Annotated in this window: 13 protein-coding genes; 3 read left to right on the forward strand and 10 right to left on the reverse strand. The window is 63.9% G+C overall.

Annotated features, from left to right (window positions below):
• Window positions 1–64: 64 nt before the first annotated feature.
• The 5 genes from APH42_RS00980 to APH42_RS01000 all read right to left on the reverse strand — a co-directional run bounded on the left by APH42_RS00980 (window position 65) and on the right by APH42_RS01000 (window position 6,389).
• Window positions 65–2,155, reverse strand: coding sequence for an HlyD family efflux transporter periplasmic adaptor subunit (locus APH42_RS00980; protein ID WP_060492486.1), 2,091 nt, complete (start codon window positions 2,153–2,155; stop codon window positions 65–67).
• A complete protein-coding gene (locus tag APH42_RS00985; protein WP_012272695.1) occupies window positions 2,155–3,501 on the reverse strand; it encodes an efflux RND transporter periplasmic adaptor subunit in 1,347 nt (448 codons plus the stop codon). The genes APH42_RS00980 and APH42_RS00985 overlap by 1 nt, the downstream gene beginning before the upstream one ends.
• A complete protein-coding gene (locus APH42_RS00990; RefSeq protein WP_012272694.1) occupies window positions 3,498–4,250 on the reverse strand; it encodes an efflux RND transporter periplasmic adaptor subunit in 753 nt (250 codons plus the stop codon). The genes APH42_RS00985 and APH42_RS00990 overlap by 4 nt, the downstream gene beginning before the upstream one ends.
• Before the next feature lie 182 nt (window positions 4,251–4,432).
• On the reverse strand, window positions 4,433–5,440 hold the full coding sequence (locus tag APH42_RS00995) for a zinc-binding alcohol dehydrogenase family protein (RefSeq protein ID WP_060492487.1): 1,008 nt from the start codon (window positions 5,438–5,440) through the stop codon (window positions 4,433–4,435).
• 151 nt (window positions 5,441–5,591) lie between these two features.
• Entirely contained in the window at window positions 5,592–6,389 is a 798-nt protein-coding gene (locus APH42_RS01000; RefSeq protein ID WP_012272692.1) for an SDR family oxidoreductase, read from the reverse strand.
• 108 nt (window positions 6,390–6,497) lie between these two features.
• Here APH42_RS01000 and APH42_RS01005 point away from each other — a divergent pair, with 108 nt between their 5' ends.
• On the forward strand, window positions 6,498–7,448 hold the full coding sequence (locus APH42_RS01005; protein ID WP_060492554.1) for a GlxA family transcriptional regulator: 951 nt from the start codon (window positions 6,498–6,500) through the stop codon (window positions 7,446–7,448).
• 14 nt (window positions 7,449–7,462) lie between these two features.
• Here the strand turns inward: APH42_RS01005 and APH42_RS01010 are convergent, their stop codons facing one another.
• From APH42_RS01010 to APH42_RS01025, 4 genes are read right to left on the reverse strand one after another with little or no spacing between them, the layout of a single operon-like run.
• A complete protein-coding gene (locus APH42_RS01010) occupies window positions 7,463–7,930 on the reverse strand; it encodes a DoxX family protein (RefSeq protein ID WP_012272690.1) in 468 nt (155 codons plus the stop codon).
• 10 nt (window positions 7,931–7,940) lie between these two features.
• The gene (locus APH42_RS01015; RefSeq protein WP_012272689.1) at window positions 7,941–8,696 is read right to left on the reverse strand and encodes a DNA-binding domain-containing protein; all 756 of its coding nucleotides are present in this window, start codon (window positions 8,694–8,696) and stop codon (window positions 7,941–7,943) included.
• A complete protein-coding gene (locus APH42_RS01020) occupies window positions 8,693–9,526 on the reverse strand; it encodes a DUF692 domain-containing protein (RefSeq protein ID WP_012272688.1) in 834 nt (277 codons plus the stop codon). Before APH42_RS01020 ends, APH42_RS01015 begins: the two co-directional genes overlap by 4 nt.
• Window positions 9,527–9,542: 16 nt before the next feature.
• Window positions 9,543–9,830 (reverse strand): DUF2282 domain-containing protein, encoded by a 288-nt coding sequence (locus tag APH42_RS01025; RefSeq protein ID WP_012272687.1) that lies wholly within the window; start codon window positions 9,828–9,830, stop codon window positions 9,543–9,545.
• 186 nt (window positions 9,831–10,016) lie between these two features.
• Between APH42_RS01025 and APH42_RS01030 the strand changes: the two genes are divergently transcribed.
• Both APH42_RS01030 and APH42_RS01035 read left to right on the forward strand, forming a co-directional pair.
• Window positions 10,017–10,604, forward strand: coding sequence for a sigma-70 family RNA polymerase sigma factor (locus APH42_RS01030; RefSeq protein WP_041166520.1), 588 nt, complete (start codon window positions 10,017–10,019; stop codon window positions 10,602–10,604).
• Complete coding sequence (locus APH42_RS01035; protein ID WP_060492488.1) at window positions 10,591–11,232, forward strand: DUF1109 domain-containing protein; 642 nt, start codon at window positions 10,591–10,593, stop codon at window positions 11,230–11,232. The genes APH42_RS01030 and APH42_RS01035 overlap by 14 nt, the downstream gene beginning before the upstream one ends.
• Window positions 11,233–11,257: 25 nt before the next feature.
• On the opposite strand, the gene APH42_RS01040 is transcribed toward APH42_RS01035, so the two are convergent.
• Window positions 11,258–12,640: a PLP-dependent aminotransferase family protein gene (locus APH42_RS01040; RefSeq protein ID WP_060492489.1), complete on the reverse strand. Its 1,383-nt coding sequence runs from the start codon at window positions 12,638–12,640 to the stop codon at window positions 11,258–11,260.
• Between the last annotated feature and the right edge of the window lie 8 nt (window positions 12,641–12,648).

The following is a 12,648-nucleotide window of genomic DNA, read 5'->3' on the forward strand; positions in this document are numbered from 1 at the left end:
GAATCGGGATCTCAGCAAGCGTAGTCGCTTCCCATTCTGGTGCAAGCATGGCCGGTGCGGTCGTTCAGAAGCCGCTTTCGCGCAACACTACCGACGCCAGCCAGGTGCCCAGTTCCCCTAGTACGCTGCGCCGCTGCCCTTCGATCTTCAGCCTGCCACGCATCTCGTGCAGGCTTGCAGGAGGCTCGTCCAGTGCGATCAGTACTTGGAACATGGCGTTGTTGGGCACCAGCGGTTGCGAGCCGGTTGGTACCGGCCCGCCGAAGTGCGAAGACAGCATGCGGTGGGCCAGCTGGCTGGCGCGCGTGCTGCCGATGGCCAGGACCTTGCCGCGCAAGGCGCTGGCCTGCCCCTCGGGATAGAACAGTACGGGGTTGCCGACGGCCAGGTGGTGAACCTGGTCCTGCGCCACATAGGCATCGATCTGCCAACGGCTGGGGTCGATCAGGATGCCCAGGGGCTCCTGGCGACTGACCCACTGGCCGGGGCGCAAGTCCTGGTCGTGGTCCAACCAGGTGCCTGCGAACGGCGCTTGCAGGTTAAGCCGGGCGATTTCGTTGCGTGCGGCACGCGCCTCTTCGTTTTGCACACTCAGGCGTTGCTGGGTGGCCGCGTCCACGCTCAGCCCGGCCGGGTCGGCCAGCAGGCCGGACAGGCGTGCCTGATAACTGCGGGCGGTGGCTTCGCTGCTGCGCAGGCGTGAGTCCAGGTCGGGTTCGTCGAGCACTGCCAGCACTTCGCCGGCCTTGACCGGGCCCTGTTCACGCAGGGTTTGCAGGCGCGCTGGGTAGGGCGTGTAGACCCGCAGTTGATGCTCGGCGCGGGCCACCCCTACGGCATCCACCTGGCTGTGCCAAGGGATCGCCAGCGCCAGCACGGCCAACCCCAGGCCCAGGTAGAACAGTTGCTTGCGCCGCCCCGGGATGCGTGTACGTTGCTGCCACCAATGGTTCAGCTCGCGCTTCACCGGCAAGGCAATGAACCAGGCGATTTCAACCATGAACAGAACGATCCCCAGCAGTTTGAAGAAGAACAGGTACACCGCCACGGCGATACCCAGAAACAGCACCAGGCGGTACAACCAGGTGGCGAAGGCGAATGCCACCAGCAACCGACGTTGCCCGACAGGGAACGGCTCTGGCCACGCTTCCTGCAGCCCCAATAGGTTGCGCCGCAGGGCAACCCGTGCCAACGCGGAAGCGCGTTCGTGCAGGTTGGGAAAGTCGAGCAGGTCGCTGAGGATGAAATAGCCGTCGAAGCGCATGAACGGGCTGGCGTTGAGCGCCAGTGACAACACCCAGCTGGTGGTCGCCAGGTACAGCAGGGCATTGCGCAGCGGGCCGTCGTCACATAGCGCCCAGCCCAAGGTTGCAAGGCCCGCCAGGGACAGTTCGGTGGCGATGCCTGCCGAGGCGATCGCCAGTCGCTGGCGGGGACGTTTGAGCTTCCAGCTTTCGCCGGTATCGGTGTACAGCATGGGCCACAGCACGAGAAAGGCCACGCCCATGTGCCCGACCCGCAACCCCAGGCGTGTGGCCACCAATGCATGGCCCAGCTCATGCAAGGTCTTGGCGACGATCAGCGCCAGGGCGAAGCTCAACAGCCCTTCGCTGGAGAACGACTCCACCACCGCATGGGTGAAGCTGTCCCACTGTTGCATCACCAGGATGATGCCCAGCAAGCTCAGCGCGACCACCGACAGGCCGGTCAGTGGGTGGAACAGCCAGCCCAGGGCTTTGGCCAAATGCTGCAGCGCCACTTGCGGGCGCAGCAGCGGGATGCGAAAGAACAGGTAGTGGTGCAGCCACCAGCGCCAGCTTGACCAGGTGCGCGCTTCGCTCTGCGCCTGCAGCCGGCCCAGTTGCTCGCTGCCGGGGCGCAGCAAGTGGTGTTGTTCGAGAAACGCACGCAGCTCCAGCACCTGTTCCACATCCGGGTTCAGTGCGCTGTCGCGTGACACTTGGGCGCTGATCTGGCGGGGCGACTGGCCCCAGCGCAGCAGGCATTCGAATTCCAGCCAACCGATGCGGTAGAAGCGGTTGATGACCGTGTCGTGGATCATCCAGGCAGGCTCGCCGTCGCGGTTGTCGGCCGCTTCGCACAGGCGCAGGTCTTCGCGCAGCGGCGGCAATGGCAGGTCGGCGGGATCGAGCATCACCAGCCGCTCCAAGCCCGCAGGCTGGCCAACGGTCGGCGCAGCAGGTAATAGCCGAGTATCACCCGGTCGCCGTAGAGCTTGGCTGTGCCATGCAGGCCAAGGCGGGCATGCGCGGCATGCTCGTCGATGCTGGCCAGCAGGCGGTAGGCCACCACGCCATCGTCGGCAGGCCTGGCCTGGTAGCTGGTTTCAAGGACTTTGCCTTTGAGCGGGCTGAGCGGGTAGGCGGTGAGGAACAGGGTGACTTCTGCACCCGGCTCCAGGGCGATGGCATCGGCCACGGCGAGTTGAATCTGCATCGCCGGTTGCGCAGGGTCGGCGACTTGCATGATCCGTTCGCCGGTCGAGACAGGTTTGCCGAGCCAGTCGTTGGGGTCACTGAATACCGCCACGCCGGCCCGTGGTGCCAGCACCTGGGTACGCTTGAGCTGCGCCTGTACGGCGGCAAGCTCCGCGCGCCGCTGCTGGGCCCGGCCTTGCAGCAAGGTCAGTTCGCCCTTGCTTTGCGGGTTGTCGAAGGCGCGCTGGCTGGCGGCCACAAGCTCGGCATCGGCCACTGCAACTTCTTTGCCGAGCACATCGGCGCGGCTTCGCAGGGTGGTTTCGTCCAGGGCGAACAAGGGTGTACCGGCCTCGACCGGTTGGTTGGGGCGTACCTGTACCTGGTTGATCACCCCATCGATCGGTGAAGTGACGATCTGCGCCTGGCGCGAAACGATTTGCGCCGGCGCCAGTGCAGTCTGGCGCACGGGCACCAGCAGCAGGGCGCCGAACAGCAGCGCGACCAGCAGCACCTGGCGGCGGCTGGGGCGCCAGCGGCCGAGGCGCTGGCGGCGGGTCAGGGCGCTCCAGCAGTAAGCCCAGGTACGGGTCAGACCGTCCAGGTGCTGGTACAGCGCAGCGGGCGGGGCTTCTTCGAGCAACAGCACCAGCACGCCCAGGCGTTCACCTTCTTGCGTATGCAGCGGCACGCAGAGCAGGCCAGACGGCCACCATTCCGACCAGCCTTCGGCAATGTCTGGCGGGGGCGTGGCCGTGGTCTGGGTCAGCCACGCAGGTGTTCGATCGGTCAACTGCTCAGCCAGCCAGCGGCTGGAGCGCTTGAGCCAGACCAGGTAGGGCGAGTCTTCGCTGGGGCGCGCCAGGCCCGATACGCACAGCAGCTCGAGCGCCCCCTTGGCCTGCCTGAATACCAGCGCTTGGTGAAACGGCAGTAGCGGGTAAAGGTCGTTGGCCATACTGAAGGCCAGGGCATTCAACGACTCGGCGGTCATGGCCTTGTCGCGCAAGGCGTCCAGTTGCAGCAACAGCTGGGGGTGGGGCAATGGCTGGTTCATGGTCATGGCGCGAACCGCGCCGTGCCGCTCATGCCCGCCATCAACTCAGGGAACGGCTGGTCGAAGCGTGCTTCCAGTTCTACGGTCTGAGCCACCGCGTCGACCCTGGCGTTGATCACACTGACTTTCGCCGGGTAGGTCTTGCCGGTTTCATGCACCTGCACTTGCAGCGCTTGGCCGGGGCTGAGTGTCTTCAGTTGGCTGGAGGGCACATTCAAGCGCACTTTCAAGGCGCCATCACTGACCAGGTCGAACAGTGGCGTGCCAGCGCTGACCGTCTGGTAAGGCTTGACGTAGACCTTGGCGACATGGCCGGAGAACGGCGCTTGTACCTGGCAGTAACTCATCTGTGCCTCGCCCATGGCCCGCGCCCCGTCGGCTTTCTGCACTTCGGTGTTGGCGGCGGCCACTTCGATATCGCCCACGGCATCCAGCTTGCGCAGCTGCTTCTTGGCCTCCAGGTTCTGCCGGGCCATGGCCAGTTCGGCCACCGCCACCTTGCCCCGTGCCTGGGCTTCGCTGCAGTTGAAGCGGGCCAGGGTCGCGCCCTTGGCCACCCGTTCACCGAAGCTGGTTTTCAATTCGCCCAGCGTGCCGTTCATCTGGCTGGACAGGGTGGTTTCCAGCTCGGCGGCGAGCAGTACACGGATCGGCTGTGTGCCCTCGGCCGGTATCTCCTGTTCGGCATAGGCACAAAGGCTGGTCAGGGCCAGCAGCATGGGCAGGCAATGACGGGCAACGACGGGTATGGGCATTCTCGGTTCCTTGTCGAGAGGCGTCGGGACACGCAACAACAATGCTGCAACGCCTTCATACTAGAAAGGAAACCGATTTTTGCCCAATTGCCTCCAACGTTTTTGCAGGGCGCAGCCGATCAGCACAGGGTACGCAGCGGCAAACCGGCTGGCAGGCTCAAGCAAGGTGAGTCAACACACGATCAGAAGCCTTCCAGAACGATCTTGCCACGTGCTTTTCCACTCTCGATCATGGCGTGGGCACGTTTGAGGTGCTCGGCGCTGATCGTGCCGTAGTGCTCGCCGAGGGTCGTCTTCAGCACGCCCTCATCGACCAGCTGCGAAACGCGCTCGAGCAGTTGATGCTGCTTGATCATGTCCTCGGTCTTGTACAGCGAGCGCGTGAACATCAGCTCCCAGTGCAGGGACAGCGACTTGCGCTTGAGCGGCACCACATCCAGTTGCGCCGGGTCGTCGATCAGTGCCAGCTTGCCTTGTGGGCGAAGCACTTCGATCAGCTGGGTGAGGTAGGTGTCGGTGTGCGTCAGGCTGATCACATGGTCGACCGGGTCAAGCTTGAGCGTTTCCAGTTGCAGGGGGATCGATTCGGTGTGGTCGATGACATGATGAGCCCCCAGTGCTTTGACCCACGCTTGGGTTTCAGGCCTTGAAGCGGTGCCGATGACGGTCAGCTGGGTGAGCTTGCTGGCGAGCTGCACCAGGATCGAGCCAACCCCGCCAGCGGCACCGATCACCAGAAGGCTCTGGCCCTGGCCGCCGTTTTCTTCAACGCCCAGGCGGTCGAACAGCAGCTCCCAGGCGGTAATGGAGGTCAGGGGCAGGGCAGCGGCATTGGCGTTGTCCAGGCTGCGGGGCTTGTGCCCGACGATACGCTCGTCCACCACATGGAATTCGCTGTAGCTGCCAGGGCGGTCGATGGCGCCGGCATAGAAAACTTCGTCGCCGGGCCGGAACAACGTTACTTCTGGGCCGACTTCGCGGACAACGCCGACCGCATCCCAGCCGAGGACCTGTGGTTGCTCTCCACCACGGCTTGCACGGATCTTGGTATCGACCGGGTTGACGGCGATGGCCCTGACTTCAACCAGAAGGTCTCGGGCGCCAGGTTTCGGTGTGGGCAGTTGTGTGTCGTACAGCGACTGTGGGTCCTGGATCGGCAACCCAGGCTGGGTGTAAACGACGGCCTTCATTGGCGCTACCTCATTGGGGATTGGAAAAGTGGGTTCAGGCTATGCGTTTTGATTGAGTCGATAAACAGCTTGAATAGCGCAAGACTTTCTCTCTTGAAATGAAAGTTGCATGAAGCGCTGGCGGCAAGGTCCCAGCGCTCCACGCCAGCCCTTACTCAACGCTGTAACGCGGCGCCAACTGGTTGCTGGACAGCAAGCCGAACAGGGCCTGTCGGCCAGCTTCGTACTGGTCGAAAGCTTGCAGGTCGTGCAGTGATGGAAGGGAGATCAGCACGCCGTTGTCGAAGTCCTGCAGCGCGCCGTCCACCAGGTCCTGGGCCGACATCACGATGGCGGGGTCGAGGTTTTCAACCGGCAAGCCGCCGATTTGCCAGAAATCAGTGGCGGTGGCCCCAGGCAGTACCGCCTGTACCTTCACGCCCTTGCCCGCCAGTTCCTTGTTCAACGCTTGGGTAAAGGCGGTGACATAGGCCTTGCTGCCGCCGTAGACGCCGTTGAGCAGCTCTGGCGCCAGGCTGACGACGGACGAGATGTTGATGACCGCACCTTGCCCGCGAGCGACAAAACCAGGTACAGCCGCATAGGTCAGGCGGGTGAGGGCGGTAACGTTGAGGGTGATCATTTCGGCCATGCGCTCGACATCGCTGTCCAGCAGGCTGGTATGGGTGCCGATGCCGGCATTGTTTATCAGCACGCTGATGCTGGCGTCTTCGCGCAACTTGCGTTCGACCTTGGCCAGGTCATCGGCATTGGCCAGGTCTGCCGGGAACACTTCCACGTTCTGTCGGGTTTCGCTGGTGAGCCGGCCGGCCAATGCGTTCAGGCGCTCCCGGTTGCGTGCCACCAGCACCAGGTCATAGCCGCGGCGTGCCAGCCGCTCTGCGTAAATCGAACCGATGCCGGTGGAGGCGCCTGTGATGAGCGCGGTGCCTTTGAATACCTGTGTCATGGTGATACTCCGTTGTTTGGGTATGTGTGGCCATGATGCAGAAGGCGCTGCTTGTCTTAAACGACGTATATGGTAGTGTTTCAGGACATTGCGCAGAGGGCTTCCACCATGCACCGGGTCGGCTATTTGATCACCGAAGGCTTCCAGATCATGTCACTGGCCACGCAAACCGTGTTCGAGCTCGCCAACATCGTCGTGGGCAGCGCGGTTTACCGGATCGAGAATTTTTCCATCGAAGGCGGCATGGTGCGCTCCTCGCTGGGGATGCATATCGACACGCTACCCATGGCCGCCCCGGGCCTGGCGGACACCTGGATGGTCACTGGCACGTTGACGCCCTGGACGCCGCCCGGTGCAGAGGTACTGGCCTGCGTGCGGGGCTTCGTCGATGCTGCGCGGCGCACAGCAGGGCTTTGCACCGGCTGTTTCGTGCTGGCGCAGGCAGGCGTGCTGGATGGGCGACGCGCAACGACCCACTGGGCCTATGCGCCCAAGCTGCGTGAATTGCACCCCAAGATCGATGTCGAGGAAGACCGGATTTTCATCGTCGATGGAAACATATGGACGTCTGCCGGCATGACCGCCGCCCTGGACATGGCGTTGGGCATGGTGGAAAAGGACCTGGGCGCCGAGATGGCCAGGTCGGTTGCGCACAAGATGGTCATGCACCAACGCCGTTCCGGCGGGCAGTCCCAGCACTCCGAACTGTTGTCGCTTGCGCCCAAGTCGGACCGTATCCAGAGCGCGCTGGACTACGCACGCAAACACCTAAGCCGCCCATTGAGCGTGGAGGAGCTTGCCGAAGTGGTGCACCTGAGCCCGCGCCAATTCACCCGTGTGTTCACCACCGAGACCGGGCAGTCACCGGCCAAGGCCATCGAGAGCCTGCGCTTGGAGGCTGCCCGGCTGATGATCGAGCAGAGTCGGCACAGCCTGGATGTGGTGGCGAAGGAGGCTGGCTTCAGGGACCGTCGCCATATGCGCGAGGTGTTCATCCGTGGGTTTGGTGTACCCCCTCAAGCCGTGCGAAGAGATGCTCGGCAGGTGCCGGCCCTCTGACAGGGAGGGCCACCTCAACGCAGCCCCAGTCGGCGATCGAGCGACAGCGCACCCGCTCCACGCCCGATCAGCAGCAGCAACAGGCCGGCCCAGGACAAATGGGTCGGCCAGGCATCGGGGTAGACGAACACCTCGATCACTGTGGTCATACCCAGCAGCGCGAACGCCGAAAGCCGTGTGAACAGGCCGAGCACCAGCAGCAGCGGGAACAGGTGTTCAGCGTAGGTGGCCAGGTGGGCTGCCAGCCAGGGCGATACCAGCGGCAGGGCGAACTCGCCTTGGAACAAGTCGTATGTAGAGGGAGTGATGGTCAGCAAGCCCTCGACTTTGGTGCGGCCAGAGAGAAAGAAGATCGAGGCGATGGCAACGCGCGCCACCAGGCACAGCAGGGTGTCGCTCAACAGCGGCTGCACCCGGTCGGCAAGGTGGTTCCAGCGCTGGCGCAGGCCATTGCCGGGGTGGGAGAGGTGAGTGGTGTCCATGACGCCTCCTTCAGGCGAATGACAGGGGACGAAAGACCTGTGCCGCCAGCAAGCGGCTGAGTAGCTGTGTGAAGTCCAGGTCGGGCTGGGCCGACAGTGCGGCCTGTGAGGCTTGTTCCAGGGGCAGGCCTTGGGCGCAGGCATCCAGGAAGGCGCAGCCGCCGACTTCCAGTGTTTGTTTGGCGACACCTTCTGCCGTGCCGCTCAACAGCGCGCCCTCTGCGATCCAGGGCTGCTCTGGCGGCCAGGCCAGGCCCTCGCGGCTGTAGTGCCACAGGGTGAAAACCGGATGCTGTGCGAACCAGCGCCAACGCACGCTGGTTCGTGGTGCCAGGCAGCTGTTTGCCAGGTCTGCGGCGGTCATCCCAGCCAGGTCGGTCAATACAAGGCAGGGCTCCAGGGGCGCTGCAAATGCTTCGCACCAGGCAAAATCCAGGCGGGCGACATCGGCCAGGTAAGGCATGTCGTAGTGGCGCTGCAGCGGTTCGAGAAAGTCGGCGAAGGCCGCGCCATAGTGGATCAGCCGTGGGTCGTCTGGCGGCATTCGTTGTGCGTAGGCCGCGGCGACCTCCTGCATCCAGGCCTGGCCGACCAGCACTTCGACGCTGGGGAAGTTGCCGCGCAGGGCTTCGACAGCACCTGCCAGCACGCTGTTGCGGTACACCGCGAATGCAGCTTGGCCCGCCAGTGCGGCCAGTTGGGGGGCAGGGCGGTGATACAGCGCGTCGATGAAAGCGTCCTGAAACTGGCCAAGGGAAAGTGTCATGGTCGTGTACCTGCCTGATCGAGCAGCGCCTGGGCGGTGTCACGCTCTGCCAGCAATTCATCGAACGCAGGCAGGTTGCCGTCGCGCTCGACCAACGTCGGGCGGGGGCCGATACGGGCGATCAACTGCTGATACAAGGCCCAGACTGGCGCGGTGATGGCGGCGTCATGGGAGTCGATCAGCAGGCTGCCCTCGGAGTCGTGGCTGTGGCCGGCCAGGTGTATTTCGCTGATGGCCGCAGCCGGAAAACGTTCAAGGTACGCTGCCGCGCTGAACCCGAGGTTGTGGGCACTGACGTATACATTGTTGACATCCAGCAACAGGCTGCAGCCAGTGCGACGCACCAGCTCGTTGAGAAAGCCGATTTCATCCCAGTCATGCCCCTCCAGTCGCAGGTAGTGGCTGGGGTTCTCCAGGGCGATGCAACGCCCCAGGGCATCCTGGGTGCGCGAGATGTTGTCGCTGATGCGGGCCAGGGCCTCGTTGCTGCGGGGGAAGGGCAGCAGGTCGGGGTGGTACAGCCCGCGCCAGGTCGACCAGGCCAGGTGCTCCGACACCAGCGTCGGCTGCACCTCATCGACCAGCGCCCGCAGGCGTTGCAGGTGTGCCGCATCCGGTGCGGCGTCCGCCGCCAGCGATAGCGCGACACCGTGCAGCGACAGCGGGTGGCGCTCGGCGAAGCGTTGCAGCCAAGCCCTGCGCGGGCCGCCGACCATGTAGTTCTCCGGGTGCACTTCGAACCACAGCCCACTGGCCTGGCACGGCAGGGCGTCGGTGTAGTGCTCGGCCTTCAGCCCGAGCCCGGCGCCCAGAGGCGCGATGCTATTCATGGTCGGCGGCCTGCGCTCAGGACTTGATCGGGGTCAGCGAGCCCATGCCGCTGGGTGTCTTGATGGACGTGCAGGTGCCTGCGGGCACGTTTTTCCAGTGCATGCCGTCGTAGTCCTTCTTGGCACTGCCGGCACAGGTGGTGCCGGCACCAGCCTTGCAGTCGTTCTTGCCGGCCATGGCGACGCCGTAGCATTTCTCCATGGCAGCGCCAGCGCTGGTGGTGTTGGCCGGGTCAGCGGCCAGCGCAGCACCGGCCAGCGAAGCCAGGGCGAGGGCGGCGGTGGCGAGGGCGAGGGTTTTCATGATGCGGTCTCCGGAAGATGGGGCCGCGGCGTTGTACCGGCGGCTCATGGAGTAGTTCGCCCGCTGGGCCGAACCGGTTACAGCACCTTGAAAAAAAAGTGCGGCCGCGTGACAGTCGCCTACCGTATGAAGGCGGCAGGTTTTACGCGACAAAAACTTCCACGGTGGGTGTAACCCGGGTGGCCGATGCAACGAACTATTACTCAGGAGGCACTTGGCGCACGCGAGGCCCAGTTGCAGGCGTTGCTGCTGCAAGGGCTGACCGGCGATGCGGCGGCCTATCGGATGTTCCTGGCGGCGTTGGCCGTGCACGTGCGCAGTTTTTTGTCACGGCGCCTTGCTCAACGCCCCTGCGAAGTCGAAGACCTGCTGCAAGAGGTGTTGTTGGCCGTGCACAACGCCCGCCACACCTACCAGGCGCAGCAACCGCTGACCGCCTGGGTGCAGGCCATTGCCCGCTATAAACTGGCGGACCACTATCGCAGTTACGCCCGCCACGATGCGTTGCACGAAGGGCTGGAGGATGACAGCGACCTGTTTGCCGCCAGCGAGCAAGAGGCGGCTCAAGCCACTCGGGACCTGGCCAAGCTGTTGGCGCAATTGCCAGAGCGCCAGCGCTTGCCCATCGTCCATGTCAAGCTGGAGGGGCTTTCGGTGGAAGAAACCGCGCGCATGACCGGCCTGTCCAGCTCGGCTGTGAAAGTGGGCATTCACCGGGGCCTGAAGGCATTGGCCAAGCTGATGGGAGGCAAGGGCGACGATGAAGACCGATGACCTGATAGCCCTGCTGGCCGCCGGCGAAGGGCCGGTGCAACGCCATGCGCTGGCCCGACGCCTGGCGCTGGCGGTGCTGGGCGGTGCGTTGGGTGCGGTACTGATGACTGTGGCCTTGTACGGTGTGCGCGCCGACCTGGCATTGGTGGCGCACACCCCGCTGTTCTGGGCCAAGCTTGCCTTGCCCGGTAGCGTGGCGCTGCTGGCGCTGTGGCTGACCCAGCGGTTGGCCAGGCCTGGAGTGAAAGGCGGCGCGCTATGGGGGCTGCTTGGTTTACCGCTGCTGTTGGTCTGGCTGGGGGCTGCGACGAGCTTGCTCGGTGCCCCAGAGGGTGCCCGTGCCGAGTTGATCCTGGGGCGCACCTGGCGCACCTGCGCCTTGAACATCGCCTTGCTGTCGGTACCCACCCTGATTGCCATTGGCTGGGCGCTGCGTGGCCTGGCACCCATTCACCTGCGTCAGGCGGGCGCGGCGGGCGGTCTGCTGGCAGGTGCCACGGCTACCCTTGCCTATTGCCTGCATTGCCCGGAAATGGAGGCGCCGTTTTGGGGGCTCTGGTATGTGCTGGGCATGCTGGTGCCGGCTTTGGCGGGCACCTTGCTCGGGCCACGCCTGCTGCGCTGGTGACCGAGGCAGCTTTGTGGCCTTGCGGCTAAGCACCCAGGGCCCGTTTCAACACGTCGTAAACTCTGGCGTCACCTGATTGAGCAACGTTGAAACGAAGGAAGTCGCCTGCCGTCATGGACTGGCTAAAAGCATTTCCGGGCGCAAGCACTACACCGTCATTCAAACAGGTTCTCGCCAGCGTTGCTGCGTCCTTGCCTTGTGGGAGCTGGCACCACACGTACATACCTGCCTGGGGCGTTATCCAGGGTTTGATACCAATGGCCTGAAGCCTGGCCACTGTTACGTCCATTTGCTCGGCCAACCGGAGGCGAACGCTTTCCATGTGTTTGCGGTACCCGCTATCGGTAATAGCGTGATGGATGATGTCCGCGGCCAAGCGCCCACCGCCGAAGGTTGTCGCAATCTTGAGGTCGACCAGGCTGTCGATCCATTCACCACGCGCAGCGATATAGCCGCAGCGGACAGAGGCGGAGATAGTCTTGGAAAAGCTGCCGATCTGGATGACGCGAGAGAGGCCATCGAAGGCAGACAGGCGTGGCGCGGGCGTATGTTCGAAGTCGGCGAAGATATCGTCCTCCACGATCACCAGGCTGGAGTTGTCGGCCAGCTTGAGCAGGCGGTGCGCCGTGACCGGAGAGAGGGTGGCCCCTGTTGGGTTGTGGATGCCGGAATTGGTGATGTACAACCGGGGGGCGTGCTCGAGCAGGGCAGTGCCGAACGCCTCGATGTCTGGGCCCGTTGCCGTGTAGGGTACGCCTACGATGTTTACCCTGTGCGCTTTCAGAAGTGCGTGAAAGTTGAAATAGCAGGGGTCGTCCACCAGCACCGTGTCGCCCGGTTCCAGCAGAAAACGGCAAATCAGGTCGATGGCGTGCGTGCCCGATTCGGTGAGCATGATCTGTTCAAGAGGGGCTTCGATCCCGATGCCAGCCAGCCGCCGTGACAAAAACTGCCTGAGCGGCGGATGCCCAAGCGGAGAAGCGTATTCAGTCAGTTTGGCCGTGTCTGAACGGGCAACGACCCGAAGCGCTTTACGCATGCCCGCTTCGAACATCCAGGAGGGCGGTAGCCAGCCGCATCCCGGTTTCAGCGCATCGCTGGAGGTTTCCAGAGACTGGCGCGAGATCCACAACGGGTCGACCTCAAGATCAAGTTTTGGGCCAAGTTCGGTGAGTGCCAATGGCGCCACCGGCCCGGCTACGTAAAAGCCCGAACCAGGGCGCGAGCTAAGTACACCCTCTGCCATTAACCGCTCGTAGGCCTCAAGGACGGTAGAAACCGAAAACTGCATTGTCTGAGCCATTGCGCGGACCGAAGGAACTCTCGCACCCGGTGTGTAGGCCCGAGAGGCTATCCTGGACTGGATCTCACCCATGACCGTTCGAATTCGCGTGCCATTGCGCTTCATCGCATCCT

The organism is Pseudomonas sp. NBRC 111140 (assembly GCF_001320885.1).
In the GTDB taxonomy this organism is placed as follows: domain Bacteria; phylum Pseudomonadota; class Gammaproteobacteria; order Pseudomonadales; family Pseudomonadaceae; genus Aquipseudomonas; species Aquipseudomonas putida_P.

What these genes read in the sequence shown, in the direction of transcription:
- APH42_RS00980 (WP_060492486.1), bottom strand. Translation starts at nt 2,155, where the DNA reads ATGCTCGATCCCGCCGACCTGCCATTGCCGCCGCTGCGCGAAGACCTG.
- APH42_RS00985 (WP_012272695.1), bottom strand. Translation starts at nt 3,501, where the DNA reads ATGACCATGAACCAGCCATTGCCCCACCCCCAGCTGTTGCTGCAACTG.
- APH42_RS00990 (WP_012272694.1), bottom strand. Translation starts at nt 4,250, where the DNA reads ATGCCCATACCCGTCGTTGCCCGTCATTGCCTGCCCATGCTGCTGGCC.
- APH42_RS00995 (WP_060492487.1), bottom strand. Translation starts at nt 5,440, where the DNA reads ATGAAGGCCGTCGTTTACACCCAGCCTGGGTTGCCGATCCAGGACCCA.
- APH42_RS01000 (WP_012272692.1), bottom strand. Translation starts at nt 6,389, where the DNA reads ATGACACAGGTATTCAAAGGCACCGCGCTCATCACAGGCGCCTCCACC.
- APH42_RS01005 (WP_060492554.1), top strand. Translation starts at nt 6,498, where the DNA reads ATGCACCGGGTCGGCTATTTGATCACCGAAGGCTTCCAGATCATGTCA.
- APH42_RS01010 (WP_012272690.1), bottom strand. Translation starts at nt 7,930, where the DNA reads ATGGACACCACTCACCTCTCCCACCCCGGCAATGGCCTGCGCCAGCGC.
- APH42_RS01015 (WP_012272689.1), bottom strand. Translation starts at nt 8,696, where the DNA reads ATGACACTTTCCCTTGGCCAGTTTCAGGACGCTTTCATCGACGCGCTG.
- APH42_RS01020 (WP_012272688.1), bottom strand. Translation starts at nt 9,526, where the DNA reads ATGAATAGCATCGCGCCTCTGGGCGCCGGGCTCGGGCTGAAGGCCGAG.
- APH42_RS01025 (WP_012272687.1), bottom strand. Translation starts at nt 9,830, where the DNA reads ATGAAAACCCTCGCCCTCGCCACCGCCGCCCTCGCCCTGGCTTCGCTG.
- APH42_RS01030 (WP_041166520.1), top strand. Translation starts at nt 10,017, where the DNA reads ATGCAACGAACTATTACTCAGGAGGCACTTGGCGCACGCGAGGCCCAG.
- APH42_RS01035 (WP_060492488.1), top strand. Translation starts at nt 10,591, where the DNA reads ATGAAGACCGATGACCTGATAGCCCTGCTGGCCGCCGGCGAAGGGCCG.
- APH42_RS01040 (WP_060492489.1), bottom strand. Translation starts at nt 12,640, where the DNA reads ATGAAGCGCAATGGCACGCGAATTCGAACGGTCATGGGTGAGATCCAG.